We start from the raw sequence: 24,547 nt of genomic DNA, 5'->3' as shown, positions 1-24,547 counted from the left end.
TTTTAAATCTAGCCTTCGAATTCAACTCTATGTATTGTACGTTTGGTACGATCTTTCACCTTACCAGCCAACTGTCCACAGGCCGCATCGATGTCATCTCCCCGGGTTTTTCGAACCGTGCAGTTCAATCCCGCATCCATCAATTTTTGCTGGAAGCGATGAATTGCATTATTGGATGAACGCTTATAATCCGTATTAGGGAATGGATTGAAAGGTATTAGGTTAATTTTGCAAGGAAGATCACCCAAGATAGCGATCAACTGATCCGCATGCTCAGGCAAATCATTGACCTTATCCAACATGACATATTCAATAGTCACGTGCTTCTTACTATGACCACCCTCGACAAATCGGTGCAAAGCAGGCATCAATACCTCAAGCGGATACTTTTGATTGATAGGCACCAGGATGTCACGAAGCTCATTATTCGGAGCATGAAGCGAGATCGCCAAACTAACATCAACCTCGTCCTTGATTTTATCAATAGCTGGGACGACACCAGCTGTACTGATGGTGACACGTCTCTTGGACAAACCATAAGCATAGTCATCCATCAGAATACGTGCGGCAGGAAACACATGAGTCACGTTCAACAACGGTTCACCCATTCCCATGAAGACGACGTTAGATATGCGACGTTCTTCTTTAGGCTTGCAGCCAAGCGCCTTATTGGCAACCCACATCTGAGCAATAATTTCCCAGTTTTCTAAATTACGGTTAAACCCTTGCTGCCCTGTAGAACAGAAACTGCATTCCAAAGCACAGCCGACCTGAGAAGAAATACACAAAGTCCCCCGGCTCTTCTCAGGAATGAAAACCGCCTCAATACAGTTATGATTGTCCACTTCCAACAACCACTTGATGGTTCCATCGTCAGAGTGCTGTTCGGCTACAATCTTAGGCGTTCGGATTTGAGCTACTGATTTCAATTTCTCCCGCAAGGCCTTGCTTAAATTGGTCATTTCGTCAAATTCACTAACACCATGCTGATGAATCCACTTCATAACCTGCGATGCACGAAAAGGCTTCTCCCCAATTTCTTTAAAATAGGCCTCCATAGCGGCTCTATCCATTCCAAGCAGGTCTACCTTACCAGTCAATTCCATTGTCACCGTTAAATACTCTTCTTAGTCTCTCGGACACAATTCTGTCTGACTGAAAAAATAGTCAATTTCACGCGCCGCACTTTCAACCGAGTCAGAACCATGAACGGAGTTTTCACGAACGCAGCGAGCAAAATCTGCTCGAATCGTTCCTGGTGCCGCTTTAGTTGGATCGGTCACCCCCATGATCTCACGGTTCTTCAGAATGGCGTCTTCACCTTCCAAAACTTGTACGATCAATGGAGCAGAAATCATATACTCGATTAGTGGCTCATAAAAATCACGCCCTTTATGCTCGGCGTAAAACCCTTCTGCCTGTTCACGAGTCAAGCGCAGCATTTTGGACGCAACCACACGCAAACCGGCATCTTCGAAACGCTGAAGAATGGTGCCAATCAAGTTTCTTTCTACCGCATCCGGCTTAATAATTGAAAAAGTACGTTGCATTTGCTTTTCCTTAATAAAAATAGTTGCATTATTCTATCAATTATTCACCGCGGCTGCATAAAAACAAAGCCCCAGCAATAAGCTGGGGCCTCTATATTTTTGAAAAAAACACATCTAGAGAAAATTACACGGTAAAAGACTCTCCGCAACCGCAACTTTCTTTAACTTTCGGGTTTTTGAAATCGAACCCTTCGTTCAGCAAGCTTTCTTTAACATAGTCGATTTCCATCCCGTCAATATTCTCTAAACTCTTGGCATCCACTACAACTTGTGTACCAAAACTTTCAAAAATGGAATCATCACCATGAATTTCATCCGCGTAATCCACCACATAAGAAAAACCGGCACAACCACTTACTTTGGTCGCCACTCTCAGACCAATACCTGAGCCTCGCTTGGCGATCATGCTCTTCACACGCTGCGCTGCAGCTTCTGTTAAGGTAACGGCCATAATTTCTCCTTTAGACTGCCTTCTTATCCAAACTTAATTTCTTTCATTTCTTTTGCACTGCCGTGCTCTTTATCCAACAAAGATTGTAGCGAAATACCTTTCAAAAAGGAATCCATCAATGCACTCAGGTCTCGCCAAAGTTCATGCGACAAACACTTTTCTCCAGCCTGGCAATTCACCTTACCGCCACATTTCTGCGCATCAATGATTTCATCCACCGCATGGATGATTTGACTGATTGATATCTCATCCGCTGAACGACTTAGGCGATAACCTCCACCTGGTCCTCTTGCACTGGATACCAAGTCAGCCTTCTTTAATTTCGCAAACAACTGCTCGAGGTACGATAATGAAATTCCCTGTCGCTCAGAGATCAGAGACAAGGTGATTGGACCATTATTTTGATTTAAGGCAATATCAATCATCGCTGTTACGGCATAGCGCCCTTTAGAAGTCAATTTCATCACACATTTCCCATTCTTAAACTATCGATAGATTATACAATAACCATGTAAATTACTCAAGTATTGAACTACGCGAATCGGAATCACAATACGTAAAACTTACACCATTAATGTAATTCTAACCTAATCAATAACCTTTTTTCCAGCAGAACTTTTTAAATGCGCTGCCTGCTCGGGATCACTCGGTTCCAACACCGCATCATCCAATTTCGGGAAATGCATATCAATCGATTCCCCACCAAGCTTCTGCAACTCCATAGCCATTTTCTCAAGCTTTTCATCCTGAACCTGAATATGGTCCAAAAGACTGTAAATCGCTTTTTCCACCGGATCGGCAATATCTTGCCTAACACCGTAGGCATCAAAACCAATCTTCTCGGCCATCTTAGCCCGACGCTTCTTAACATCCGACTTCTCTTGCTCAACAATTCTACCGGGAATACCAACAACCGTTCTTCCCTCGGGAACCCCCTTTAGAACAACTGCGTTCGAACCGATACGTGCATCGTTTCCAATCTCAATCGGACCCAACACTTTCGCTCCAGCCCCCACAACGACCCGATCACCCAAAGTTGGGTGTCGCTTACCTTTCTGCCACGTCGTACCACCCAAAGTCACTCCGTGATACAAGGTACAATCATCACCAATCTGAGCGGTTTCACCAATCACCACACCCATACCATGGTCGATAAAAAAGCGCTCACCAATCACACAGGCCGGATGAATCTCAATTCCGGTAAACCAGCGGGCCGCGGTGGATATAAAACGAGCCAGCCATTTCAACCGTTTTTTCCATAAAAAGTGCGCTACTCGATACCATAAAATGGCATGCAATCCTGGATAAGTCGTAAGTACTTCAAATGTATTACGAGCGGCAGGATCACGCTCAAATACACAATTAATATCGGATCTTAGTCGTTTAAACACCATTAAACCTCGTTATGGTTTTTGTTCACTTGACGTTGAGCGGCTGTCAAAACCCCTCGTAAAATATCAATTTCTTTTACATCCAACTGGGCACGGTTGAACAATCTGCGCATTCTTCGCATAAAACGTGCGTTCTTCGCAGGATCCAGAAACTCAATGTCCTGCAGTGCCTGATACAAATGATCGTAAAACCCTTCCAGCTGTTCAGAAGAAGCCAGCTTATGACGATACCCTTTACTGTACTGCCTTTCAATATCGGTTGCCATCAGACACTCATACGCAAAGACTTGCACCGCAGCTCCTAGATTCAACGAGCTGTACGCTGGATTGGTCGGAATGTGAGCCAAATAATGGCACTTATCCAATTCAGCATTACTCAAACCAGAATCTTCCCGCCCGAATACCAAGGCAACATCACCCTCTTCTACGGTACTCAATGCCATCTGAGCCGTTTCACGTACATCCAACTGAGGCCACGACACTTTTCTTAGTCGGGCACTTGCACCAACGACCAACTTCGCATCTTTGATTGCTTCATCCAAACTATCCACCACCTTGGCAGAATTTAAAACATCGGCAGCACTGGATGCCCTGACCGAAGCGACCTGACTTGGGAACTCTTTAGGACTCACCAAGACCAGCTGGCTCAATCCCATATTTTTCATGGCACGAGCAACACTTCCTATGTTCCCTGGGTGGGAGGTTTCAATCAGTACAATTCGGATTCTTGACAATCCCTTATGCAGCGCATAATCTTCAATCATTATATTTTTCCGTTATAATTCGCATCCACTTACATTTTAGCGTTTAGCTAATCACTTTATCGCTCGTAGTGCACAGATTAGAAATAAAAACCAACATAGGAATTTACCATGCACCCTTTACTCAATGTCGCTAGCATTGCCGCCCGCAGCGCAGGTAACAACATCATGCACCACTTAGCCAACATCGATCGTCTGCATATTGAACATAAAGGCAAAAATGACTATGTCAGCGAAGTCGATAAAGAAGCTGAACAGACTATTATACAGACCATCCAAAAATATTACCCGGACCACACGATTATTGCCGAAGAAAGCGGTAAGACTTCCGGCAACAAAAAATCCGATATCGAATGGATTATCGACCCTTTGGATGGCACGACCAATTTCCTACATCAATTTCCGTCGTTTTCAGTTTCCATTGCCGTCAAGGAAAAAGGAAAACTCATGCATGGTGTCATCTTCGATCCGCTTCGAGATGAAATGTTCAGCGCAACCAGAGGCAGCGGTGCAAAACTGAACAACTTCCGCATCCGCACAAGCGAGCAGAAAGGATTGGAAAACGCTCTACTGGCAACCGGCTTTCCTTATCACGATTTCAGCTATCTGGACAGCTACATGGCAAGCCTGAAAAGCTTCATGCAATCCACTGCAGGAATCCGCCGAGCTGGCTCGGCAGCTTTAGATCTGGCTTACGTGGCGTGCGGACGAGTTGACGGTTTCTGGGAATTCAACTTGAAGCCTTGGGATATTGCGGCAGGCGCGCTGATTGCACAGGAAGCGGGAGCACTGGTGACTGACTTCACCGGTGCCGAAAATTATATGGAAAGCGGTAACATCATGGTTGCGAATCCGAAACTGTATAAGGAAATGGCCCAGACAATCGCCAAAACAATCCCCGAAGAATTAAGACGTTAAACCCAAACAACAACCAAACTTTTAGAGGGTGCAGGACATCAACACCGCATCCTCTTTCCCTTCCAACAACTCCATACTTTTCTCATCCCAAAGCTGGCAACGATAATAGTTCGCACGCACACCATCACGATGAAAATCACATTTCTGATAAAGTTTTTGCCCAGACAGATTGGAAGCTCTTACCTCCAACAGAATCAAATTAAAACCACTTTCCCGAAGCTTCATTTTCAAAGCATCCATCGCAGCTTTGCCAACACCTTTCTTTTGGTGATTGGGCGCGACACAGAAATTCAACAACTGCACCTCATCCAAAACCGTAAGCATGCATACGTAACCTAACAACTCACCTTCTTCACTACAAAAAATGTAGTTCAACCCCTGATCCAGACTATTCTCAAAGCCTTTTTGCGACCAAGGGTAATCATAGGATTTCTGCTCAACGGACAAAACCCATTCAAGATCACTCTCATCCATGGAACGAAGGTAGCTAAATCTGGACATATTCTGGAATTTAAACTTGGTTACGGACAACCATTACGGATTGATAAAAAGACTGCTTGGCATATGGGTCGAACAGCATATCCTGCAAACTCGGCACCTCAATAACCTGAAGACCTTCGGACAATTGCTCTGACAACTCGCTATACGGTTGCATACTCAAGACACGCTCCACACCCGACTCAACAATCTCTTCAATAGTAGAAAACAGCATCTCCTCGGAGATCAAGGCATCAGTATCGTAATAAGCGACCTGATCTTCCGGCCAACCAAGTGCTTCACAGATATTAAGCCACAACTGCCATTCGAGACGATTTTCATCTTCCCAAATAGAATTGAGACCAGAACCAATCAAAACCAAACCATTCAAAGTCTGGCCTTGAGCGGACTGCCCTTCGGGGGTAAAAGACACTTCGGCTACACACGAAGGTTCAGCCTGAACTTCGTCAGGAGCAATGATGGTTGATGCTGTATCACAGTGTTCGACAGTTTCAACGTCCAGAGAAGCCGGGGACTGTTTAATGTCGGTTTGATTTTCAAAATAGTCAGGCCTGGCCACCCAGATGGTACCTCCCATCTCCTCGAACAGGCCTGCTGAAAACTTAGGATTTGCCATCTGACAAAAAGAAACCTTTAAACCGGAGCTTGTGGATGCTCTTTAACACCCACAGCTTGCAGCTTATTCAATGCATTAATATAGGCTTTCGCGGAAGCGGTAACAATGTCGGTATCCGCCCCCTGCCCATTGACGATACGACCTGCCAACTCCAAACGAACCGAAGTTTCACCCATCGAATCCGTTCCGTTAGTCACATTGCTTACAGAATAGAGCTCCAAAGTAGAGCCGGAAGAAACCAGGTTTTCAATCGCCTTGAAAGTAGCATCAACCACACCACCACCACTAGCCGCTGCGGTTTCCTCTTTACCGCCGATCCATAACGTCACTTCGGCGTTAGGGTTTTCACCGGTTTCTGTCGCAACCTTAAGTGATACCAGTCGATAGATCTCATTCTCGACACGCTGGGCAGAGTTATCCGTCACAAGCGCTTGCAGATCCTCGTCATAAATCTCGTGCTTGCGATCGGCCAACTCTTTAAAACGAACAAAGGCTTCATTCAGTTCTTGCTCGGTTTCAAAAGTAATGCCCAACTCTTCCAAACGGGAACGGAAAGCGTTACGCCCAGAATGCTTACCCAACACCATCTTGTTGGTTGACCAGCCCACATCTTCAGCACGCATGATCTCGTAGGTTTCACGATGCTTCAGTACGCCGTCTTGGTGAATTCCAGATTCATGAGAGAACGCATTGGCACCGACAATCGCCTTGTTCGGCTGAACAGCGAAACCGGTAATATTAGAAACCAAACGGGATGCCGCAAGGATTTCGGTAGTATTAACCCTTGTATCAACTTCGAAAATATCCTGTCGCGTTTTGACGGCCATTACAACTTCTTCCAAAGCGGTGTTTCCGGCGCGCTCTCCCAAACCGTTAATCGTACATTCGATCTGGCGTGCACCGTTACGAACAGCCGCTAACGAGTTAGCCGCTGCCAACCCTAGATCGTTATGACAGTGCGCAGAGAAAATCGCTTTATCGGAGTTCGGAATACGCTCAATCAAGTTTTTGAACAGCAACCCAAATTGATGAGGTACGTTATACCCGACCGTATCTGGGATATTAATGGTCGTTGCTCCGGCATCAATCGCCGCTTCAATCACACGACACAAGAAATCCAACTCGGAACGCCCCGCATCTTCTGGAGAAAACTCAACGTTATCAGTAAAATTTCGCGCTTTTTTGACTGCCCATACCGCTCGTTCCACCACTTCGTCCGGTGACATTCGCAACTTTTTCTCCATATGAATCGGGGAGGTCGCGATGAAAGTATGAATTCTTCCCGAATTCGCCGGCTTGATTGCTTCACCTGCTCGAACGATATCATTTTCAACCGCTCGCGCCAAACCACAAATCGTGCTATCTTTGACAACCGAAGCTACGGCCTTAACCGACTCAAAGTCCCCTTCGCTAGCGGCTGGAAAACCGGCCTCGATTACATCCACACGAAGCTTTTCCAATTGCTTGGCAATACGAACCTTCTCTTCTTTAGTCATAGATGCGCCAGGACTTTGTTCGCCGTCACGCAAAGTAGTATCGAAAATAACTAAATGATCTTTCATGAATCTTCTCTATCTTTTAACTCTGTTTCTGTCTCGACCTTTTCAACAGACTGTCCGACATCGTCTTTTTTATTCTGTTTTCGCATACTGCGGGTTTTTTTCAACGCCATCAAAGTCAGTACCGGCCCGGAAATGGCATAGGCCAAGAAAATCAGAAAGAGAATCATCGCCGGTTTCAAAGTGACGACCACAAACAACAACACCATCACTAAAAGTGTAACGAAAGGCACCTTGCCTTTCATATCCAACTCTTTAAATGAACTAAAGCGAATATTGCTTACCATCATCAATCCCGCAAGTATGGTAAGCAACATAGCAAAAAGTGCCTCCCCACCGGTTTCGATATGATTACTCTCAACCATCCAGACCATACCGGCCAGCAGAGCAGCGGCTGCTGGGCTAGGCAATCCTTGAAAATAACGTTTGTCGGCTTTTCCAACCTGGGTATTAAACCGAGCTAGTCTCAAAGCCGCCCCGACAGTATAAATAAATGCGACCAACCAACCGAGTTTATCAAAATCGTGCAAAGCCCACTGATACACCAACAAAGCAGGGGCTAAACCAAATGAGATCATATCCGCTAAACTGTCATATTCGGCACCAAAAGCACTGCATGAATTGGTCATACGTGCCACACGGCCGTCCAAGCCATCAAAAATCATCGCAACGAATATCGCAATCGCACCCGCCTCATAATGCCCCTGCATTCCAGCGATTACTGCATAAAAACCGGCAAACAACGCTGCGGTGGTCATCAAATTAGGCAACAAGTAGATGCCGCGTTCAAATGGTTTCATAAACTACACTTCAAAATTTGTTTAAGTAGAGACGCTATTTTAGCAAGTTGTTGCCGTCACCAGCCACAACTTAATCAAGAAGCTGGCTTTTATACCGTTTCGCCTCGACCAACACCAAAATAACGGAACCCTTGTGCCCTGATCACTTCCGGATCGTAAATATTTCGTCCATCGAAAATGACCGCCGTTTTCATACGTTCCTTCATCAATGCATAGTCAGGGTTCCAGAATGCTTTCCACTCAGTAAGAATAAACAATGCATCAGCCCCCTCCAATGCATCGTACATATCATCCGAATAATCCACACCTGAACCGTCTTGCCAATTTGCCTTAAAATCAGGAACTGCCTTGGGATCATAAGCGCATACTGAAGCACCTTGTGCAACCAGAGCCTCAATTGTATTGATACTCGGAGCATTTTCGACCGTGGAAGTATTCGGTTTGAACGACAATCCCCACACTGCGATTTTTTTCCCCTTAAGATCAGTATTAAAGAATCGCCAAGCCTTACGGAACAATATCTCTTTCTGAGACTCGTTATTGCTCAATACAGCCTTCAGCAGATCAGCATCATACCCTTTGCTTCGCAAAGTTCCCACCAGGCTTTTTACATCGGCCGCAAAGCTCGGTCCACCAAAACCACAACCTGGATACAAATAACTGAAGCCAATCCGGCTATCGGAACCCAACCCCTGACGAACCTCCTCCATATCAATCTCAAAGTGCTCGGCGTTATTCGCTAACTCGTTGATCAAACTGATTCGAGTAGCAAGCAAGGCGTTGACAGCAAATTTAGTGTACTCTGCCGCTCTCGTACTCATGACCTTAACCTGGTCGGTCACCCTGTTAAACGGACGCATCAAATCCCGAATTTTTTTAATAGCCTCTTCATCTCCACTGCCCAGAACGATTCGATCGGGACGTGTAAAATCACCGATTGCAGAACCTTCACTAATGAACTCCGGCATGGCCACAACCGACACCTCGGCACTCAAACCACGCCGCGCAAAAGCCTGTTTTACCTGGTTTTCAAACCGATCTGCGGTTCCTATCGGGAAAGAGCTTTGATTCACGACCAGAACATCCCTTGTCGCGCTCTCACCAATCACCTTAACCACCTCTTCCGCGCGATCCAAGCGCCAAGAAGGCATGCTTAAAATCAAGACTTCACCGTGTTCAACACCTGTTTCCCACTCCGACTCAAAAACTAAACCACCCTCCTCAATCTGGGATTTGACCAACTGACTCAGTCCAGGCTCTTCACGAGGTAACACGCCGTCACGCAAGTCTTCAACTTTGGCCACCCCTATCGGCATTGCAACGACCTGGTTACCCGTCTGTGCCAAAGCGCCTGCCGTAACCAAACCGCTCAATTCACAACCGAAAACAGATACTTTCATTTCACAAGCCTCTTAATCAAATTCTGGGTGGAAGAATCAAACGTACAGATACTCTCATCCCCTTTTATTGCCGCATGAGCCTCCTTGGCTATCAGCTTGCCAAGCTCAACTCCCCACTGATCAAATGGATTGATTTCCCAAATCACCGATTCAACAAATGTCTTATGCTCATACAATGCAACTAACATCCCCAGAGTTTTCGGAGAAATCGTTTTCAACAAGATCGTATTTGAGGGTTGGTTGCCGGGATAATGTTTGAATGGAGAATTAAACTTTTCTTTGATTGAATCCGGAATCGCCGCATCCCCCAACATCAACACTCGGGACTGTGCAAAACAGTTCGCCATCGCCAACTCATGCTGGTTGCGCAGACTTCCATCCTTATCGGATACCGAATTACGATCGAAATCGTCCCGTTCAATTGGTGCGATAAAGTCACACATGACAGGTTGAGTGCCCTGATGAAGTAACTGGTAAAAAGCATGCTGGGCATTCGGCCCTACTTCTCCCCACAAAATAGGACAAGTCTTATAGGAGACTTTCTCTCCAGACCGGTTAACCGATTTTCCGTTACTTTCCATCACTAACTGTTCGAAGTAAGAAGGCAGATACTTCAAACGCGCATCATAGGGCAAAATTGCCTTTGCCTGGATATTCAAAAAATTTATATTCCAAACATCAATCAAGCCCATCAAAACAGGTATATTCTTGTTCAATTCTGCCGTACCGAAATGATGGTCCATAAGATGGGCTCCCGCCAACATCTCTTTGAAACCACTCATCCCGACCTTTAAGGCAATGGGCAACCCGATGACCGACCACATAGAATATCGACCACCGACCCAATCCCAAAACAACAACTGATTCTCTTCCGGAATACCCCATTTAGTCATCATATCCGGCTTGGTCGAAACCCCCAAAAAATGCTGTGAAAGCAAGGTTTTCGAATCGGAAATTGCTTCTTCCAACCAATCTCGGGCGGTTTCTGCATTTGAAAGCGTATCAATCGTCGTAAATGATTTCGATGCCAATACAAACAGAGTCGTTTCTCTGTTTAGAGATTTCAGTAAATTGGAAGTCTGAGTGCCATCAATTGACGAAATAAAATGTAAGTTAATTGGGGAGTTAATCGTTTGTAATGCATGAGTGACCATCAAAGGTCCCAAATCGGAACCACCAACACCAATATTCACCACGTCAGTAATCGGCTTCCCGCTGTAACCACGCCATTGACCAGAACGAATCTTATTGACGATATGCTCCATCTTATCGAACTGCACACCAATCTCAGCTTGGACATTTAACGCCTCGCCCTCAACATCTGCACCACTAGCACGTAGAGCACTATGCATCGCTGGCCGATCTTCGGTGTCATTCACATTATCACCAGTTAAGAGTCGATTAATCCACTCTGGAAGTTCCTGCTGCTTAGCCAAGCTCACTAAGAGTCCTATCGTCTCTTCCGTTATCCTGTTTTTAGAAAAATCCAAAAACAACTCATCCAACTCGATCGAGAAACTATTTGCACGACCACAATCTTCAAACAAAGTTTTCAAATGAACATCACCAACCCCCTGTTGGCAATGAGACTTCAAGGCCTGCCATGCTTCAGAATTTTCCACACCCATGCTTTTCAACTTCCTTAGTTGCTTGTGATAAATAAACGCATCTCAATTTAAATACTGGAAAGATCCGTTCCTTCCAAGTACTCTCTAAAGTCGTGGCCTAATTTAGGGTCCCGTAATGCATACTCGACATTTGCCTGAAGATACCCCAACTTATCTCCACAGTCGTAACTCTTTCCGCCCTTGAATTCAAAACCAAACATAACCTCTTCTTTCAAAAGATCATCCATAGCATCCGTCAATTGAATTTCTCCACCCGCTCCCGGCTTGGTTTCTTTCAACAACTGCATCAACCTAGGTGTAAAGATATAACGACCAACAACTGACAGATTCGAAGGTGCCTCTTCAATAGAAGGTTTCTCCACCAATTCCGAAATCCTCAAGTCAGGTCCCTGAACCTCAGCGATACCATACTTTTCAACCTGATCCTCAGGAACTTCTTCTAACGCGACAACACTGGTATGAACTTTTTTATATGTCTCCGTCATTTGGGCCAAACACCCTTTCTTTGGATGGTACATCAACACGTCAGGCAACAGTACGGCAAAGGGTTCGTTCTCCCCAATAATAGGTTCCGCGCACAGGATTGCATGCCCTAACCCCAAAGCCTCTGGCTGGCGAACACTGACTAAGCGCACACCTTCAGGTGTAATTTCTTTCAAAGGAGCCATTCGATCCTGCTTTCCACGCAACTCCAACTCTTTCTCTAACTCGTAATGTTTATCGAAATGATTTTCGATTGCACCTTTACTAGAATGCGTCACTAAAATAATATCGGTAATCCCTGCCTCAGCCGCTTCGTGAACAATATATTGAATCAAAGGCTTATCCACTACCGTCAACATTTCTTTAGGAATGGCTTTAGTAGCTGGCAAAAAACGGGTACCCAGACCCGCGACGGGTAAAATCGCTTTGGTTAACGGCTTGTATGACATATTTCCACTCTTAAACTTTATTAATTCGAAAAAATAAAAAATTAAATAAATAGACTCTGTGTAGCAGGCGTTTGTACAAAATAACTTGGTGCACCAGCAAACTCGATCCCTTCTATAAAGTCAGAAGCCTCAAACCCCATTAAATCGACCGTCATCTGACAAGCCGTAACTTTAACTCCCAGCTCCAAACACATCTCTCTCAACTCATCAAACGGCAACTGCCCCTGTTTTTGCAATTGTTTCTTGAAGCCTTTTGTTGCTAGCGAAGACATTCCCGGCAAGGTCCACACCAGTCCTGGCAACTTTTGATTCCAGTCTATTTTTTGCAGCCATTCCGGTCCGATCGGACTTTTTACAACCATATCCGGACGCCCCAACGGAGTAATTTTTAAACCATTCGAATCTTTAAGAAGACACTTTAATCCATAAAAGGTAAAGAACAGTTCCACTTCCTTATCCATCACAGCTGCTGTGCTGGCTAAAATAAAAGAAGCGTAAGCCCAATCCAAAGTGCCTTTAGACTGAATCACACTGAATTGGTCTGGGAAAAAGGCCGTCTCACTCATTGGCACCGACAACTCTTTGAATTTGGAAAACAAAAAAAGGTTCAGTCTTTTTAAGCTCGCAAAAAAGTTTCTGCTGCTGACAAAAAGCCGGAATGTCCTTCAAGCCGCCTTTGTCTGAAAGAACAACAATAAAAGGCTCCCGCAAGCCAGAAGACTCCGCGAGGAACTTTTTCAATTTAATGATAGGCATCGGACAAGCAAGCCCTGTAAAATCTAATTCCTGCATTATTTAATCACTGACGATTCCTAATTAAATTCCCTACAGAAACGAAAAGCAAAAAACATTTAATCTGCAAGCCAACCCCGCCCTGAAAGGCGAAGATTTTTATTTCATTGTACACAACTTACAATAAGAGTAGTCTTATAATAATTAAAAAAACTTCTGACATTAGTAGAATTGATTAACCACATGCTAGCAGCCAGACACCGCACATACAAGCCAATCAAAAAATTCGGAATTTTTCTGTTTTTTTCACTCTGTATATTCCAATCAGCTCTACTGACAGCAAGCGCCAACGAACTGCCCAATCTTGGCTCCTCTGACTTAATAGAATATACAAAAGAAAAAGAACAAGTGCTTGGAAGAGCATTTAAAACCGCTCTGCATAACGAGTACAGCGTTATAACAGATCCAGATATTTCAAACTATATCCGTAGAATCGGACTCCAAATATCCCGTCATACAGAAGATAAACGAAATTTCTCTTTTTACATCATACAAAATCCTGACATCAATGCTTTTGCCGGGCCAGATGGTATAATAGGCATACACACAGGACTGATCAGAGCCGTCAACAACGAAGCTGAACTAGCATCGGTCATTGCCCATGAAATTGCCCATGTAACACAAAATCACTTATCGAGAAGCTTTGAACTGCAATCCAATAGCAATGTGAGCAACATCGCATCAATCATAGCGGCAATTCTGATTGGAATGCATGATTCCTCAGCCGGAATGGCTACTCTTATGGGCAGCATGGGAGCCAAAGCCCAACAGCAGCTAAAATATTCCAGGGCTCACGAATCCGAAGCAGACTCTACAGGAATTTCATATCTATATAAAAGCGGCTACAACCCCTTTGCAATGGGGGATTTCTTCGCACGACTATCACAGGAATACCAAAACAGCGAATTCAAACCAATTGAAATACTTCAGACACACCCAGTCACTGAACACCGACTAGCTGAAGCCAAAAACCGTGCTGAAAATTACCCTCCATTAATTTTCAAGCATGAAAATGAAACACTGACGTTAATAAAGCTGAGACTACAAGATTTAACAGGACTCAATGACGAAACACTAAATACGACCGAATTAAACCAATCCGAAAAATGCTACATGAATACTCTCAATCTATTAAAACAGACACCTGTCACATTTAAACACAAGGAACTTTCCTGCCTAAAAAAAGCCATCAAGGAACGACCTACACAACGCCTCTACCAAACACTATTATTCGATTCATACCTAAACCCAGACATCAAAAATATACCTCCAGAAATTATCAAACAAGCCGAGCTGTCCCACGACCTATACCCTCAAGACCCGTCGATTCTCCTGAGGTACACAAGCCTATTAATTAAGGCAGGACAAAGCTTAAAAGCAGAGCAGATATTGATTAATGAGACACCAAAACACCAGTACCAGTCACAACTATACAAACTACTAAGCGGCACATATGCTCAAAAAGGCAAATTGGCTGAAGCCTATTTCTACGAAGCATTAAGTTACTTTAATATCGGCGATATTCAACGTACAAACATTTTTATTAACAAGGCAAAATCCCTTGTAAAAAGGGATGGAAGCACTTTGCAGGCTAAAATCAGACACTTTGAAACTAATTACGCCAACCTATTGAAAGACAACAACAAAGACAAATAATATCAATCAGGTCATAAGTTTTTATTAAGAAGAGATTAAATAAAACAATACCTTTTCATTCTCAAAACACTTGCGTTTGTAATTTTAGTGAGTAAGCTTACGTCCAAGAGCAAATTTTGTTCAAAATAATAAATCCCAAGTAAAAATAAAACGGGAAAGTTATAAAAGACTCTTTAGGAGGAGAAGAATGTTCAATTCTAACATGAAGAAGTTGTTGACCGCTTTGGCGATCTCGTCTGCTGTAATGGTACAGCCAGTAGCATCATTTGCTGCGGATAAAGGTGCATCATCAGTAGAAGAGGGTAAAAAGCTCGCTTTCAGTCGATCAAAAGGTAACTGTCTTGCATGCCACATGGTAGGTGACGGTGCAATGCCTGGTAATATTGGTCCTGCACTGATTGCTATGAAGATTCGTTACCCAGATAAGCAAAAGCTGTACAACAAAGTTTGGGGAACGCCTGAAACTCAGAATGTTCCGAACAGCATGATGCCTCCATTTGGACAAAATGGAATCCTTACAGATGAAGAAATCAGCAAGATCGTTGATTACATCTATACTCTGTAACCTTAATGTTTATTAAACCTTAACCGGGAGTTTAAAACCTTATGAAACGTAGATCTTTCCTTAAAGGTACCCTAGCAACTGGCGCAGCGGCTGTAGCTGTTAACGCTGGTCTATTAACGCCAAGCACAGTATTGGCTGACTGGAACAAGGCTGCATTCGCTGCTAAGAAAACTGACGATGCACTTAACAGTGTTTACGGTTCAGCATCTGCAACTGCTTCTGGTGACGTCAAACTTAAAGCCCCTGCAATCGCAGAGAACGGTGCAGTAACTCCTGTAACTGTTGACGCTTCTGGCATGAGCGGTGTTGAGTCTATCTCAATCATGGCTAGCAAAAACCCAATGCCTCTAGTTTGTACTTATGACTTTGCAAGTTCTGCAATTGGTTATGTTTCTACTCGTATCAAAATGGGTGAAACAATGAATGTTATTGCCGTTGTTAAAGCTGGTGGAAAACTTTTCAAAGCTGAACAAGAAGTTAAAGTAACTATCGGTGGATGTGGTGGTTAATCCCCACCTTTAAACTTTGAAAGTTTATTGACACACTGAAAATTATTAAAAGGAAATAACATGTCTATTAAAATCAGAATGCGTGGAAAATCAAAAGGCGGCGTTGCAGAAGTTAAGGCGCTAATCAAGCACCCTATGGAATCTGGTGCTCGTATGAACAAGAAAACTGGTAAGCCATATCCAGCTAAGTTCATCGATACTGTTAAAGTATTGGTAAACGGTACTGAAGCTGTAAACGCGCAATGGTCTGGTGCGGTTTCTGCAAACCCATACATGGCTGTTCAACTAAAAGCTAACGCTGGTGACGAAGTTAAAATTGTTTTGACTGACAACACTGGTGAAGCTGGTGAAGAAACTCTTAAATTGAAGTAATTTAAGAGTCGGTGCCTGCCCTCTTGGGCAGGTACACCCCATAATAATAATAGAAATAGAAAATAACAGAGCTCTCGGACGGAGGATTGGGAATGAAAAAAACGCTACTAATCGCCTTAACACTAGGTGTTTCAGTAGGTGCCACCTCAGTAATGGCATCCAATGTGGACCCTGAAACAGATCACCAGCAACTGGTCGACTATTTCAAAGCAAAAAGTCCAAATATTAAATTTGAAGAGTATGCAAACGGTGCATACATTTATTCAGCAGACAAATACGCTCAATGGGAAGCGGCTGAAGAATTCCCTCCATATTTAGACGCGGTTGATGCAGGTGAAGCTGCATGGAATAAAGACAAGGCAGTCTTTGAAAAATGCTTTGGTTCTGACGTTTCAAAAATTCGACCAAAATATCCTTACTTTGATGAAGCAACCCAGCAGGTTGTTACACTAGAAGGTGCAATTAACCAATGTCGTACTGACGCTGGCCTGAAACCATACAAATGGAAGAAAGGAACAATCGCACAAGTTAGCGGTTACCTTGCTTACAATGCTCGTGGCCAAAAAATCGATGTTAAAATCGAAAGTGAAGGTGCAAAAAAAGCATTCAATGCAGGTAGAGAGATTTACCTTACTCCTCGCGGCCAATTGAACCTTTCTTGTGCAAAATGTCACACTTACAATGCTGGACGTCTAGCACGTTCTAACATTCTATCTCCGATCGTAGGTCACACTACACACTTCCCAGTGTTCAGAGCTAAGTGGCAAGCACTAGGTACGCTGCACCGTCGTTATGATGGTTGTATGAAAAACATGCGTGCAACCCCATTCAAAACTCAAGGTGAAGAATTCCGTAACCTAGAGTTCTTTGAAGCTTATATGTCAAACGGTCTTGAAATCAACGGACCTGGTTACCGCGAATAATAGGTAATTCTGACTCAATAAAAAACCCGGCTAAGCCGGGTTTTTTATTGCCTTTAATTTGGCTATTGTCATCATTAAGAATAAACAAACACAACTTTTATTACGTACAAAAAAACCGGCTAAGTTGCCGGCTTTAAGAACTAAGTAAGTAAAACTTTACTAACAGATAGAAGAGATGCTTAAGCTAACTCAAGCATCTGCTCCCCTTCATAAATCCAGTCAAATCCTTGACGAACCCACTTCTCAATTCTCATCAACAATTCCGGATCATTAAGGCCCATCTTCTGAGCAATCAAGAAGACCTTATCTTGCTCTTCTTCACCGAAATGCCCATCCTTATAGGAGATCTTAATAATTTCCTGAAGGGTGATAATCCGTGCCTGCTTGGTATCCAACAACTGAATCAACGCCGGAATATCAATATCCGCCTTGTCCAAGTCATACTCAATACCGTAAGCTTCACTGAAATCCTTAAGATACTGAACCTCTTCATCGGATACATCATTATCAGCGGCAGCAATATGAGCTGTCAGATCAAAAACAACTTGACGCTGTTCCTGGGTCAGTCTATCTGCAAACATGATTCAAAACTCCTAAAATAAATTATCTGTGTTCGATTTGTTCTACGTCACGCACTGCACCAAAAGCAGCACTGGTCGTCATAGCCGCATAGGCACGCAATGCCGCACTAACTTTTCGAGCTCTCTTCTCGACAGGCTTCCAGGCATCACGTCCCTTAGCAACCATTGCTTGCCTTCTCTCAGCCAACTCTTCATCCGTCAATTGGACATTGATTTTACGTTCCGGGATATCGATTTCAATAATATCGCCGTTTTCAACCAATCCAATGTTTCCACCTTCAGCCGCTTCAGGTGAAGCATGCCCAATGGACAAACCTGAAGTACCACCTGAAAAACGCCCATCGGTCAACAAAGCACACTCTTTACCAAGCCCTTTAGATTTTAGGTAACTGGTTGGATAAAGCATTTCCTGCATACCAGGGCCACCCTTAGGCCCTTCATAACGAATAATCACAACTTCACCGGATTTGACTTCATCACCCAAGATGCCTGCTACAGCGGCATCCTGGCTTTCGTAGATACGCGCCTTACCGGTAAACTTGAATATCTCTTCATCCACACCAGCCGTTTTAACGACACAGCCATCTAATGCAATATTTCCATAAAGAACGGCCAATCCGCCATCTTTCGTGTAAGCATTCTCTACACTACGAATACAGCCGGATTTTTCATCCTTATCCAACGTCTTCCAACGCTTGTCTTGGCTGAAAGCCACAGTAGTACGAACGTTTCCTGGAGCAGCCTTAAAAAACTTTTCTACAGCCGGATCTTCGGTACGGCGGATATCCCATAGCTCAAGTGCCGCCCCCATTGTCGAAGCATGAACGGTTGATACATCGGTATGCAACAGCCCACCTCTTTCCAGCTCACCAAGAATTCGCATGATACCGCCCGCTCTATGGACATCTTCCATGTGGTAAATTTTAGAGTTTGGTGCGACCTTTGACAGACATGGAACACGACGTGAAATATGATCTATATCCGCCATGGTGAATTTCACTTCCGCTTCACGAGCGATTGCCAGCAAATGCAAAATTGTATTGGTTGAACCGCCCATTGCCACATCAAGAGACATGGCATTTTCAAAAGCTTCCATTGTCGCAATTGAACGCGGTAAAACGGAATCATCATCCTGCTCGTAATATTGTTTAGTGATCTCTACAATGCGGCGACCTGCTTCTTCAAACAGATGTTTGCGGTCAGCATGAGTAGCCAAAGTCGTTCCGTTTCCAGGAAGCGCTATTCCAAGCGCTTCCGCCAAACAGTTCATCGAGTTCGCAGTAAACATACCAGAACATGAACCACAAGTAGGACATGCAGAGCGTTCAACTTCATCCACATCGGAGTCAGAACAACGGTCATCCGCAGCCATTACCATCGCATCAACAAGATCCAATTTAATCCCTTCTCCACCCAATACGGTCTTACCGGATTCCATCGGTCCACCCGTAACGAAAATGGTTGGAATATTAAGTCGCATTGCGGCCATCATCATACCCGGAGTGATCTTGTCGCAGTTTGAGATACATACCAATGCATCGGCACAATGTGCATTACACATGTACTCGACGGAATCCGCAATCAAGTCACGTGAAGGCAAAGAGTACAACATACCGTCATGCCCCATTGCAATCCCGTCGTCTACCGCGATGGTATTGAACTCTTTGGCAACACCGCCATTCTCTTCAATAACCCTTGCCACCAGCTGTCCCATATCTTTCAAGTGCACATGCCCAGGAACAAACTGCGTAAACGAGTTTGCAATCGCGATAATCGGCTTGCCGAAATCCTGCGTTTCCATTCCTGTCGCACGCCATAAAGCACGTGCACCGGCCATATTTCTACCATGTGTGCTGGTTCTTGAACGATATTGTGGCATCTAAAACTCCTTAACGCTTTGCAATGATTCAACAATCACTGATTGGCTGTTATACTTATTTATATTTATTAAGTTATTTTCTCACATCTGTCGTTCAGATATGACAAAATCCAATCGGTTTTTTACGAAAAATCGAATCGTTTCAAACAAGCGGAACCTACTTGCCAGATTCGGCCAAGCATTTTCCTGAAATGACCAACTATTTCATTGATTTTAACGGCTAACGAATGCAACAATCAGACCTCGATTTTATAAACTCTTTGCGGCAGTCTTCACGCTATATCGAACAACACCGTGGAAAGACCTGTGTCATTTACCTTCCAGGAGAGCTATTGCTCACAGAATCGAGTCGCAAACAACTCTCTCAGGATGTTGGGCTTTTGCACAACCTTGGATTGAAAATCGTCCTGGTCATGGGTGCAACGGAGCAAATTGACCAAGCCTTTGAAACAGCCAATATCAAATGGCAGAGCCATCAACAGTTCCGCATTACAACGACTGAAATGCTACCGATTTTCCAGCAAACCATCGGGACAGTTAGAAGCCAGTTAGAAGCCAGTTTTAGCCAAGCTAACTGCATGCAGCCAAGCCCGCTAACAATCACATCGGGTAACTGGGTGATTGCGCAACCAAAAGGAGTCATCGACGGCGTCGATTTCCAACACACGGGTAACCTACGAAAAATAAACCACCAAGCCATTTCTGCTAACCTGGAAGCCGGCCAGATCGCCCTGCTCACGCCTCTTGCTTACTCCTTAACCGGAGAGCTATTTAACCTAAACACCCTTGAGCAGGCCTGTGAGGTTGCGTCTGCTATCCAAGCCGATAAACTGATGATTTTTACGACCGAAGCCGAAATCCAAGACCTGCCTAAACAACTAAGTATTCCTGAACTCGACGCTGCTCTAAAACAATCCTCAAGTTCGGAACAGGTTCGTCTATTGACCCAAATTCGCAAAACCAGTCAGAATGTGAAACGCATCCACCTGATGGACAAACACGACCCAAGCACGATATTGATCGAACTTTTCACGCGAGACGGATCCGGAACCTTAATTTTCAGTGATCGCTATCATCAAGTACGTCAAGCGAATATTGATGACGTCGGCGGCATTCTCGACCTGATTGCCCCGCTGGAACAACAAGGAGTTCTGGTGAAGCGTTCGCGTGAACTGCTCGAACTGGAAATTGATAACTTTATGGTAATCGAACGCGATCAACTTATTATCGGCTGTGCGGCTCTCTACCAACATGAAGAAGAGTACGCCGAACTCGCCTGCCTGGCAGTCAACCCTCATTACCAGGGGCAAGAGCTTGGTAGCGAACTGCTTAATGCCATCGAAGCAAAAGCGAAATCCATTAGCGTGAAGTCACTGTTTTTATTGACGACTCACACACATCACTGGTTTATCGAACATGGCTTTGAAATCGGTAAAGTTGAAGATTTGCCCGAAAAGAAACAGACGCTGTATAACTTTCAGCGCAACTCCAAAGTATTAGTCAAACAATTAAGTTAGAAACCCTTTTCACCCTTAATCGCCGACAACAGTTGGCTAAAGAAAAACATGTCACGAGTTACCCAGATAAAAGACCGCTTCCGTGGATTCCTACCGGTAGTTGTCGATGTTGAAACTGCCGGCTTCAACGCCGACAGTGATGCCCTGATTGAAATGGCGGTTGTCACTTTAAGAATGGATTCGGACGGGATGTTGCAACGCGATGCAACCTATTCCAAAAACATCCTCCCTTTCGAAGGTGCAAACCTAGACAAGAGTGCACTTAAATTCATAGGTGTAGAAGACCCTTTTCACCCATTCCGAGGTGCCATATCCGAAAAAGAGGCCCTGCGCGCGCTCTTCAACCCAATCAACCAACAGGTAAAAGAGACGGGATGCAGCCGTGCAATCCTAGTCGGGCACAACGCCTTCTTCGATTTAGGCTTTGTCAAGAAAGCGGCCGAGCGCACCAACGTAAAATCCCCATTCCACGAGTTCAGTACCTTCGATACTGTTTCTCTTGCCGGACTCGCCTACGGACAGACTGTGCTCGCCAAAGCGGCGGAGTATGCCGGAATGGACTGGGACAATGGTAAAGCACATTCCGCAGCATACGATACGGAACAAACGGCGGACCTATTTTGCCAGATTGTCAACCAATGGCCCCTGTACAAATCTGAGTAACGCTAAATCAGGACAAAAGAGACGAATTCAGGATCCCAACAGGCCTGCTGGATTTTTGATCACCATAAAAAAAGCCCCCGCCGAATCTTCATCCAGCAGGGGCTTTTAAAAACAACTTAGTCCGTTTCCAAAAAACTTAGCAGGTTTCAGAAGTCATTATTTCAACCTTGCTGTTCCTCTGCTTTACTATTGGCTTCCGCCATCATCTTCTTAAGTTCACCGGATTCGGCCAACTCAAGCGTGATATCACAACCGCCCTGTAACTCACCATTAATGTAGAGTTGAGGAAAGGTCGGCCAATCCTGATATTTAGGAAGGTGTTCGAAAATAGCGGCATCCGCTAAAATGTTTACAAACGCAAATTTTTCGCCGGTCTCAACCAATGCTTGAGCTGCACGGCTTGAAAAACCGCAAGAAGGCATCTGTGGCGTGCCCTTCATATACAGAACAACCGGGTTATTGGTAACCTGATCGTGAATTCGTTGCAATGTCTCTTTTTCAAGTGAGTCTTGTGTAGACATACTGATTCCTTATACAAACTTAAAATTTAATGTCGGAGTATTTTACTAGGTTATAGCCCAAAAATACACCGATGAATAAAATGGAAATTCCAATACACCTAAAGGGTCTTATCGACGTGCTTCTGCAACCAGAATTCCAATAAAGCCGCGTGCCATAATTTGCTGCCCTGAATCGCAGTGAAACTCTCAGGCGCTTCCGGATTATCCAGCAGGCGCTGCAAAGCCAGCTCATTGAAAATGCCGCGTGCTTTGGCTTGGGGGGAAGTCAGTATTTTTTTCATAAACTCGAAGAATTCGCCGCGCACGTACTTCAATGCCGGCATAGGAAACGCAACCTTAGGGCGGTCAATAACTTCATCGGGCAACAAACCTCTGGCAATCTGCTTCAGAATAAACTTACCATCGTCAATCAATTTCAATTCCGATGGCGCCGACATCGTCAACTCCACCAGCTTATGGTCTAGAAACGGCACCCGCGCCTCCAGCCCCCAAGCCATAGTCATATTATCGACACGCTTGACCGGATCATCGACCACTAGAGTCGTCACATCCAATCGTAATACCTGATCCAGAAAAGTATCCGCTCCCGGTTCCGTCAGACGGTGCCCAATATAATCGGAAGTGACATCTTCCACATGATATTCTGGATTAATCACCTCCAACCACTCTTGGTGCGAGCGATCGAAATAGTAAGGTCTGAAAGCGTCCAAAACAGCGTGATGGTCTTTGAGATCGATTCCTTCAGCTGCCTGCGCCATTTTCGCGTACCAGAAATAACCTCCAAAAACTTCGTCTGCTCCCTGACCAGACATGACCACCTTGACATCCTGAGCCACCTGCTCGGATAGCAAATAGAAAGCAATCGCGTCCTGGCCGACCATCGGCTCGGCCATCGCATCAACCGCTTCGTGTAACCTAGGCAAGACATCGCTGTTGGAGATCAAATACTGCTTATGGTCAGTATTGAAACGTTCAACCACCTTATCGGAATATTCGAATTCACTGCCCTTCTCCTCCGGTGCATCTTCAAACCCGATCGAAAAGGTCTTGATATTCTCCACCCCTGCTTCATGCAGCAACCCAACAATCAGACTCGAATCCAAACCACCCGAAAGCAGAACACCTACAGGCACATCCGAAGCCGTCAAACGCTTATGCACAGCCTCTTTCAACGACTCATGGATCGCATCGATCCAGGCCTGTTGAGTTTGTGGGGTCGACTTTTCCGATGGGTCTGGTCGCTTCGCCTCCAAAAACCAATAGCGTTTCTTATAAATCTGACCATCAGGGTTCACAATCATCCAATGCCCGGGTTCCAATTTGCGAACCCCCTTCAAAATCGTATGAGGAGCGGGAATCACGGCATGCAATGTCAACTGGTGATGCAACCCAATAGGGTCAATGGAAGTATCGACGTCGTCAGCCGTCAACAAGGCTTGCGGATTGGAAGCGAAACGCACACCGCCTTCAACCGGAGAATAGTAAAGCGGTTTGATTCCCATACGATCACGAGCCAGCAATAATTGATGGGTATCGTCATCCCAGATCGCAAAGGCGAACATTCCTTCAAAACGGTTGACGCACTCCATTCCCCACTGTCGGTAAGCCTTAAGAATCACTTCGGTATCGGAATGCGACGTAAACTCATGACCAAACTCTTCGAGTTCCGCTTTCAACTGCTGATAATTATAGATGCAACCGTTGAATACCAGGCTCAACGCCTGATCACGCATCGGTTGATGTCCGCCATCGGTCAAGTCTATGATAGAAAGTCGACGATGCCCCAAGCCAACATGATCCTGAACCCAGCTACCACCATCGTCAGGGCCGCGCTTTTCCAAAGCCGCCAACATCGGTTTCAGACGAGTTTCGCTCGCCAATTGTCCATCCCAGTAGATTTCGCCGCAAATTCCGCACATATTTTTTGCCAGTTGTGTATGAATATCCAACTATTGTATCAATTCAAACGCTCTAAGTAATGATTCAAAACCGATTCCCAATAAACTTAACAAGCCCAATAAAGCCACTCAGCCTAGCATTTGAACATCCTGCCAAAATTAGAATA

At 44.7% G+C, this 24,547-nt stretch carries 27 protein-coding genes; 8 read left to right on the top strand and 19 right to left on the bottom strand.

The window, feature by feature from the left end; genetic code table 11:
- Positions 1-8: 8 nt before the first annotated feature.
- The 6 genes from rlmN to QCB45_RS06995 all read right to left on the bottom strand — a co-directional run bounded on the left by rlmN (position 9) and on the right by QCB45_RS06995 (position 4,156).
- Positions 9-1,106: a 23S rRNA (adenine(2503)-C(2))-methyltransferase RlmN gene (rlmN, locus tag QCB45_RS07020; RefSeq protein WP_279420273.1), complete on the bottom strand. Its 1,098-nt coding sequence runs from the start codon at positions 1,104-1,106 to the stop codon at positions 9-11.
- Between the two features lie 21 nt (positions 1,107-1,127).
- Positions 1,128-1,550: a nucleoside-diphosphate kinase gene (gene ndk, locus QCB45_RS07015; RefSeq protein WP_279420158.1), complete on the bottom strand. Its 423-nt coding sequence runs from the start codon at positions 1,548-1,550 to the stop codon at positions 1,128-1,130.
- Positions 1,551-1,674: 124 nt separating this feature from the next.
- A complete protein-coding gene (locus tag QCB45_RS07010) occupies positions 1,675-2,001 on the bottom strand; it encodes an iron-sulfur cluster assembly accessory protein (protein WP_279420157.1) in 327 nt (108 codons plus the stop codon).
- A 23-nt stretch (positions 2,002-2,024) separates the two neighbouring features.
- Positions 2,025-2,465 (bottom strand): Rrf2 family transcriptional regulator, encoded by a 441-nt coding sequence (locus QCB45_RS07005; RefSeq protein WP_279420155.1) that lies wholly within the window; start codon positions 2,463-2,465, stop codon positions 2,025-2,027.
- A gap of 123 nt (positions 2,466-2,588) precedes the next feature.
- Complete coding sequence (gene cysE / locus QCB45_RS07000) at positions 2,589-3,392, bottom strand: serine O-acetyltransferase (protein WP_279420272.1); 804 nt, start codon at positions 3,390-3,392, stop codon at positions 2,589-2,591.
- A gap of 2 nt (positions 3,393-3,394) precedes the next feature.
- Complete coding sequence (locus QCB45_RS06995) at positions 3,395-4,156, bottom strand: RNA methyltransferase (RefSeq protein ID WP_279420154.1); 762 nt, start codon at positions 4,154-4,156, stop codon at positions 3,395-3,397.
- 108 nt (positions 4,157-4,264) lie between these two features.
- Between QCB45_RS06995 and QCB45_RS06990 the strand changes: the two genes are divergently transcribed.
- A complete protein-coding gene (locus QCB45_RS06990; RefSeq protein ID WP_279420153.1) occupies positions 4,265-5,071 on the top strand; it encodes an inositol monophosphatase family protein in 807 nt (268 codons plus the stop codon).
- Positions 5,072-5,092: 21 nt separating this feature from the next.
- Here QCB45_RS06990 and rimI read toward each other — a convergent pair whose 3' ends face one another.
- The 9 genes from rimI to QCB45_RS06945 all read right to left on the bottom strand — a co-directional run bounded on the left by rimI (position 5,093) and on the right by QCB45_RS06945 (position 13,296).
- A complete protein-coding gene (gene rimI, locus QCB45_RS06985) occupies positions 5,093-5,572 on the bottom strand; it encodes a ribosomal protein S18-alanine N-acetyltransferase (protein WP_279420152.1) in 480 nt (159 codons plus the stop codon).
- A 10-nt stretch (positions 5,573-5,582) separates the two neighbouring features.
- Positions 5,583-6,185 (bottom strand): hypothetical protein, encoded by a 603-nt coding sequence (locus tag QCB45_RS06980; RefSeq protein WP_279420151.1) that lies wholly within the window; start codon positions 6,183-6,185, stop codon positions 5,583-5,585.
- Between the two features lie 17 nt (positions 6,186-6,202).
- The gene (locus QCB45_RS06975) at positions 6,203-7,747 is read right to left on the bottom strand and encodes a 2-isopropylmalate synthase (RefSeq protein WP_279420150.1); all 1,545 of its coding nucleotides are present in this window, start codon (positions 7,745-7,747) and stop codon (positions 6,203-6,205) included.
- Complete coding sequence (gene pssA, locus QCB45_RS06970; RefSeq protein WP_279420149.1) at positions 7,744-8,544, bottom strand: CDP-diacylglycerol--serine O-phosphatidyltransferase; 801 nt, start codon at positions 8,542-8,544, stop codon at positions 7,744-7,746. The genes QCB45_RS06975 and pssA overlap by 4 nt, the downstream gene beginning before the upstream one ends.
- Positions 8,545-8,633: 89 nt before the next feature.
- Positions 8,634-9,944 carry a UDP-glucose/GDP-mannose dehydrogenase family protein gene (locus tag QCB45_RS06965; RefSeq protein WP_279420148.1) on the bottom strand — a complete coding sequence of 437 codons (1,311 nt, stop codon included), beginning with the start codon at positions 9,942-9,944 and terminating at the stop codon, positions 8,634-8,636.
- On the bottom strand, positions 9,941-11,572 hold the full coding sequence (gene pgi / locus QCB45_RS06960; protein ID WP_279420147.1) for a glucose-6-phosphate isomerase: 1,632 nt from the start codon (positions 11,570-11,572) through the stop codon (positions 9,941-9,943). Before pgi ends, QCB45_RS06965 begins: the two co-directional genes overlap by 4 nt.
- A 47-nt stretch (positions 11,573-11,619) precedes the next feature.
- Positions 11,620-12,504: a UTP--glucose-1-phosphate uridylyltransferase GalU gene (gene galU, locus QCB45_RS06955; protein ID WP_279420146.1), complete on the bottom strand. Its 885-nt coding sequence runs from the start codon at positions 12,502-12,504 to the stop codon at positions 11,620-11,622.
- A 41-nt stretch (positions 12,505-12,545) separates the two neighbouring features.
- On the bottom strand, positions 12,546-13,070 hold the full coding sequence (locus tag QCB45_RS06950; RefSeq protein WP_279420145.1) for a DsrE/DsrF/DrsH-like family protein: 525 nt from the start codon (positions 13,068-13,070) through the stop codon (positions 12,546-12,548).
- Entirely contained in the window at positions 13,063-13,296 is a 234-nt protein-coding gene (locus QCB45_RS06945) for a sulfurtransferase TusA family protein (RefSeq protein ID WP_279420144.1), read from the bottom strand. Before QCB45_RS06945 ends, QCB45_RS06950 begins: the two co-directional genes overlap by 8 nt.
- Positions 13,297-13,479: 183 nt before the next feature.
- On the opposite strand from QCB45_RS06945, the gene QCB45_RS06940 reads away from it, so the two are divergent.
- The 5 genes from QCB45_RS06940 (at position 13,480) to soxA (ending at position 17,321) form a co-directional block, all read left to right on the top strand.
- On the top strand, positions 13,480-14,952 hold the full coding sequence (locus tag QCB45_RS06940) for a M48 family metalloprotease (protein ID WP_279420143.1): 1,473 nt from the start codon (positions 13,480-13,482) through the stop codon (positions 14,950-14,952).
- Positions 14,953-15,139: 187 nt separating this feature from the next.
- The gene (gene soxX, locus QCB45_RS06935; RefSeq protein ID WP_279420142.1) at positions 15,140-15,517 is read left to right on the top strand and encodes a sulfur oxidation c-type cytochrome SoxX; all 378 of its coding nucleotides are present in this window, start codon (positions 15,140-15,142) and stop codon (positions 15,515-15,517) included.
- 41 nt (positions 15,518-15,558) lie between these two features.
- Positions 15,559-16,026, top strand: coding sequence for a thiosulfate oxidation carrier protein SoxY (gene soxY, locus QCB45_RS06930; RefSeq protein WP_279420141.1), 468 nt, complete (start codon positions 15,559-15,561; stop codon positions 16,024-16,026).
- Between the two features lie 60 nt (positions 16,027-16,086).
- Entirely contained in the window at positions 16,087-16,398 is a 312-nt protein-coding gene (soxZ, locus tag QCB45_RS06925) for a thiosulfate oxidation carrier complex protein SoxZ (protein WP_279420140.1), read from the top strand.
- A gap of 92 nt (positions 16,399-16,490) precedes the next feature.
- On the top strand, positions 16,491-17,321 hold the full coding sequence (soxA, locus tag QCB45_RS06920) for a sulfur oxidation c-type cytochrome SoxA (protein WP_279420139.1): 831 nt from the start codon (positions 16,491-16,493) through the stop codon (positions 17,319-17,321).
- Between the two features lie 179 nt (positions 17,322-17,500).
- Here the strand turns inward: soxA and QCB45_RS06915 are convergent, their stop codons facing one another.
- The gene (locus QCB45_RS06915; RefSeq protein WP_279420138.1) at positions 17,501-17,902 is read right to left on the bottom strand and encodes a TerB family tellurite resistance protein; all 402 of its coding nucleotides are present in this window, start codon (positions 17,900-17,902) and stop codon (positions 17,501-17,503) included.
- Between the two features lie 22 nt (positions 17,903-17,924).
- The gene (ilvD, locus tag QCB45_RS06910; RefSeq protein ID WP_279420137.1) at positions 17,925-19,781 is read right to left on the bottom strand and encodes a dihydroxy-acid dehydratase; all 1,857 of its coding nucleotides are present in this window, start codon (positions 19,779-19,781) and stop codon (positions 17,925-17,927) included.
- Positions 19,782-20,008: 227 nt separating this feature from the next.
- Here ilvD and argA point away from each other — a divergent pair, with 227 nt between their 5' ends.
- Together argA and rnt are read left to right on the top strand one after the other, a co-directional pair.
- On the top strand, positions 20,009-21,298 hold the full coding sequence (gene argA, locus QCB45_RS06905; protein WP_279420136.1) for an amino-acid N-acetyltransferase: 1,290 nt from the start codon (positions 20,009-20,011) through the stop codon (positions 21,296-21,298).
- Between the two features lie 48 nt (positions 21,299-21,346).
- The gene (gene rnt / locus QCB45_RS06900; protein ID WP_279420135.1) at positions 21,347-21,961 is read left to right on the top strand and encodes a ribonuclease T; all 615 of its coding nucleotides are present in this window, start codon (positions 21,347-21,349) and stop codon (positions 21,959-21,961) included.
- Positions 21,962-22,122: 161 nt separating this feature from the next.
- On the opposite strand, the gene grxD is transcribed toward rnt, so the two are convergent.
- Both grxD and QCB45_RS06890 read right to left on the bottom strand, forming a co-directional pair.
- Entirely contained in the window at positions 22,123-22,482 is a 360-nt protein-coding gene (gene grxD / locus QCB45_RS06895; RefSeq protein ID WP_279420134.1) for a Grx4 family monothiol glutaredoxin, read from the bottom strand.
- Positions 22,483-22,580: 98 nt separating this feature from the next.
- Positions 22,581-24,401: an N-acetylglutaminylglutamine amidotransferase gene (locus tag QCB45_RS06890; RefSeq protein ID WP_279420133.1), complete on the bottom strand. Its 1,821-nt coding sequence runs from the start codon at positions 24,399-24,401 to the stop codon at positions 22,581-22,583.
- Between the last annotated feature and the right edge of the window lie 146 nt (positions 24,402-24,547).

Source organism: Thiomicrorhabdus sp. ZW0627 (genome assembly GCF_029767005.1).
Classification (GTDB): Bacteria; Pseudomonadota; Gammaproteobacteria; order Thiomicrospirales; family Thiomicrospiraceae; genus Thiomicrorhabdus.
This window is presented reverse-complemented; position numbering and strand designations above follow the sequence as displayed.

Bases quoted from the DNA above. Each gene is read 5' to 3' on its own strand.
- rlmN (WP_279420273.1), bottom strand. From the start codon at position 1,106: ATGGAATTGACTGGTAAGGTAGACCTGCTTGGAATGGATAGAGCCGCT.
- ndk (WP_279420158.1), bottom strand. From the start codon at position 1,550: ATGCAACGTACTTTTTCAATTATTAAGCCGGATGCGGTAGAAAGAAAC.
- QCB45_RS07010 (WP_279420157.1), bottom strand. From the start codon at position 2,001: ATGGCCGTTACCTTAACAGAAGCTGCAGCGCAGCGTGTGAAGAGCATG.
- QCB45_RS07005 (WP_279420155.1), bottom strand. From the start codon at position 2,465: ATGAAATTGACTTCTAAAGGGCGCTATGCCGTAACAGCGATGATTGAT.
- QCB45_RS06995 (WP_279420154.1), bottom strand. From the start codon at position 4,156: ATGATTGAAGATTATGCGCTGCATAAGGGATTGTCAAGAATCCGAATT.
- QCB45_RS06990 (WP_279420153.1), top strand. From the start codon at position 4,265: ATGCACCCTTTACTCAATGTCGCTAGCATTGCCGCCCGCAGCGCAGGT.
- rimI (WP_279420152.1), bottom strand. From the start codon at position 5,572: ATGTCCAGATTTAGCTACCTTCGTTCCATGGATGAGAGTGATCTTGAA.
- QCB45_RS06980 (WP_279420151.1), bottom strand. From the start codon at position 6,185: ATGGCAAATCCTAAGTTTTCAGCAGGCCTGTTCGAGGAGATGGGAGGT.
- QCB45_RS06975 (WP_279420150.1), bottom strand. From the start codon at position 7,747: ATGAAAGATCATTTAGTTATTTTCGATACTACTTTGCGTGACGGCGAA.
- pssA (WP_279420149.1), bottom strand. From the start codon at position 8,544: ATGAAACCATTTGAACGCGGCATCTACTTGTTGCCTAATTTGATGACC.
- QCB45_RS06965 (WP_279420148.1), bottom strand. From the start codon at position 9,944: ATGAAAGTATCTGTTTTCGGTTGTGAATTGAGCGGTTTGGTTACGGCA.
- pgi (WP_279420147.1), bottom strand. From the start codon at position 11,572: ATGGGTGTGGAAAATTCTGAAGCATGGCAGGCCTTGAAGTCTCATTGC.
- galU (WP_279420146.1), bottom strand. From the start codon at position 12,504: ATGTCATACAAGCCGTTAACCAAAGCGATTTTACCCGTCGCGGGTCTG.
- QCB45_RS06950 (WP_279420145.1), bottom strand. From the start codon at position 13,070: ATGAGTGAGACGGCCTTTTTCCCAGACCAATTCAGTGTGATTCAGTCT.
- QCB45_RS06945 (WP_279420144.1), bottom strand. From the start codon at position 13,296: ATGCAGGAATTAGATTTTACAGGGCTTGCTTGTCCGATGCCTATCATT.
- QCB45_RS06940 (WP_279420143.1), top strand. From the start codon at position 13,480: ATGCTAGCAGCCAGACACCGCACATACAAGCCAATCAAAAAATTCGGA.
- soxX (WP_279420142.1), top strand. From the start codon at position 15,140: ATGTTCAATTCTAACATGAAGAAGTTGTTGACCGCTTTGGCGATCTCG.
- soxY (WP_279420141.1), top strand. From the start codon at position 15,559: ATGAAACGTAGATCTTTCCTTAAAGGTACCCTAGCAACTGGCGCAGCG.
- soxZ (WP_279420140.1), top strand. From the start codon at position 16,087: ATGTCTATTAAAATCAGAATGCGTGGAAAATCAAAAGGCGGCGTTGCA.
- soxA (WP_279420139.1), top strand. From the start codon at position 16,491: ATGAAAAAAACGCTACTAATCGCCTTAACACTAGGTGTTTCAGTAGGT.
- QCB45_RS06915 (WP_279420138.1), bottom strand. From the start codon at position 17,902: ATGTTTGCAGATAGACTGACCCAGGAACAGCGTCAAGTTGTTTTTGAT.
- ilvD (WP_279420137.1), bottom strand. From the start codon at position 19,781: ATGCCACAATATCGTTCAAGAACCAGCACACATGGTAGAAATATGGCC.
- argA (WP_279420136.1), top strand. From the start codon at position 20,009: ATGCAACAATCAGACCTCGATTTTATAAACTCTTTGCGGCAGTCTTCA.
- rnt (WP_279420135.1), top strand. From the start codon at position 21,347: ATGTCACGAGTTACCCAGATAAAAGACCGCTTCCGTGGATTCCTACCG.
- grxD (WP_279420134.1), bottom strand. From the start codon at position 22,482: ATGTCTACACAAGACTCACTTGAAAAAGAGACATTGCAACGAATTCAC.
- QCB45_RS06890 (WP_279420133.1), bottom strand. From the start codon at position 24,401: ATGTGCGGAATTTGCGGCGAAATCTACTGGGATGGACAATTGGCGAGC.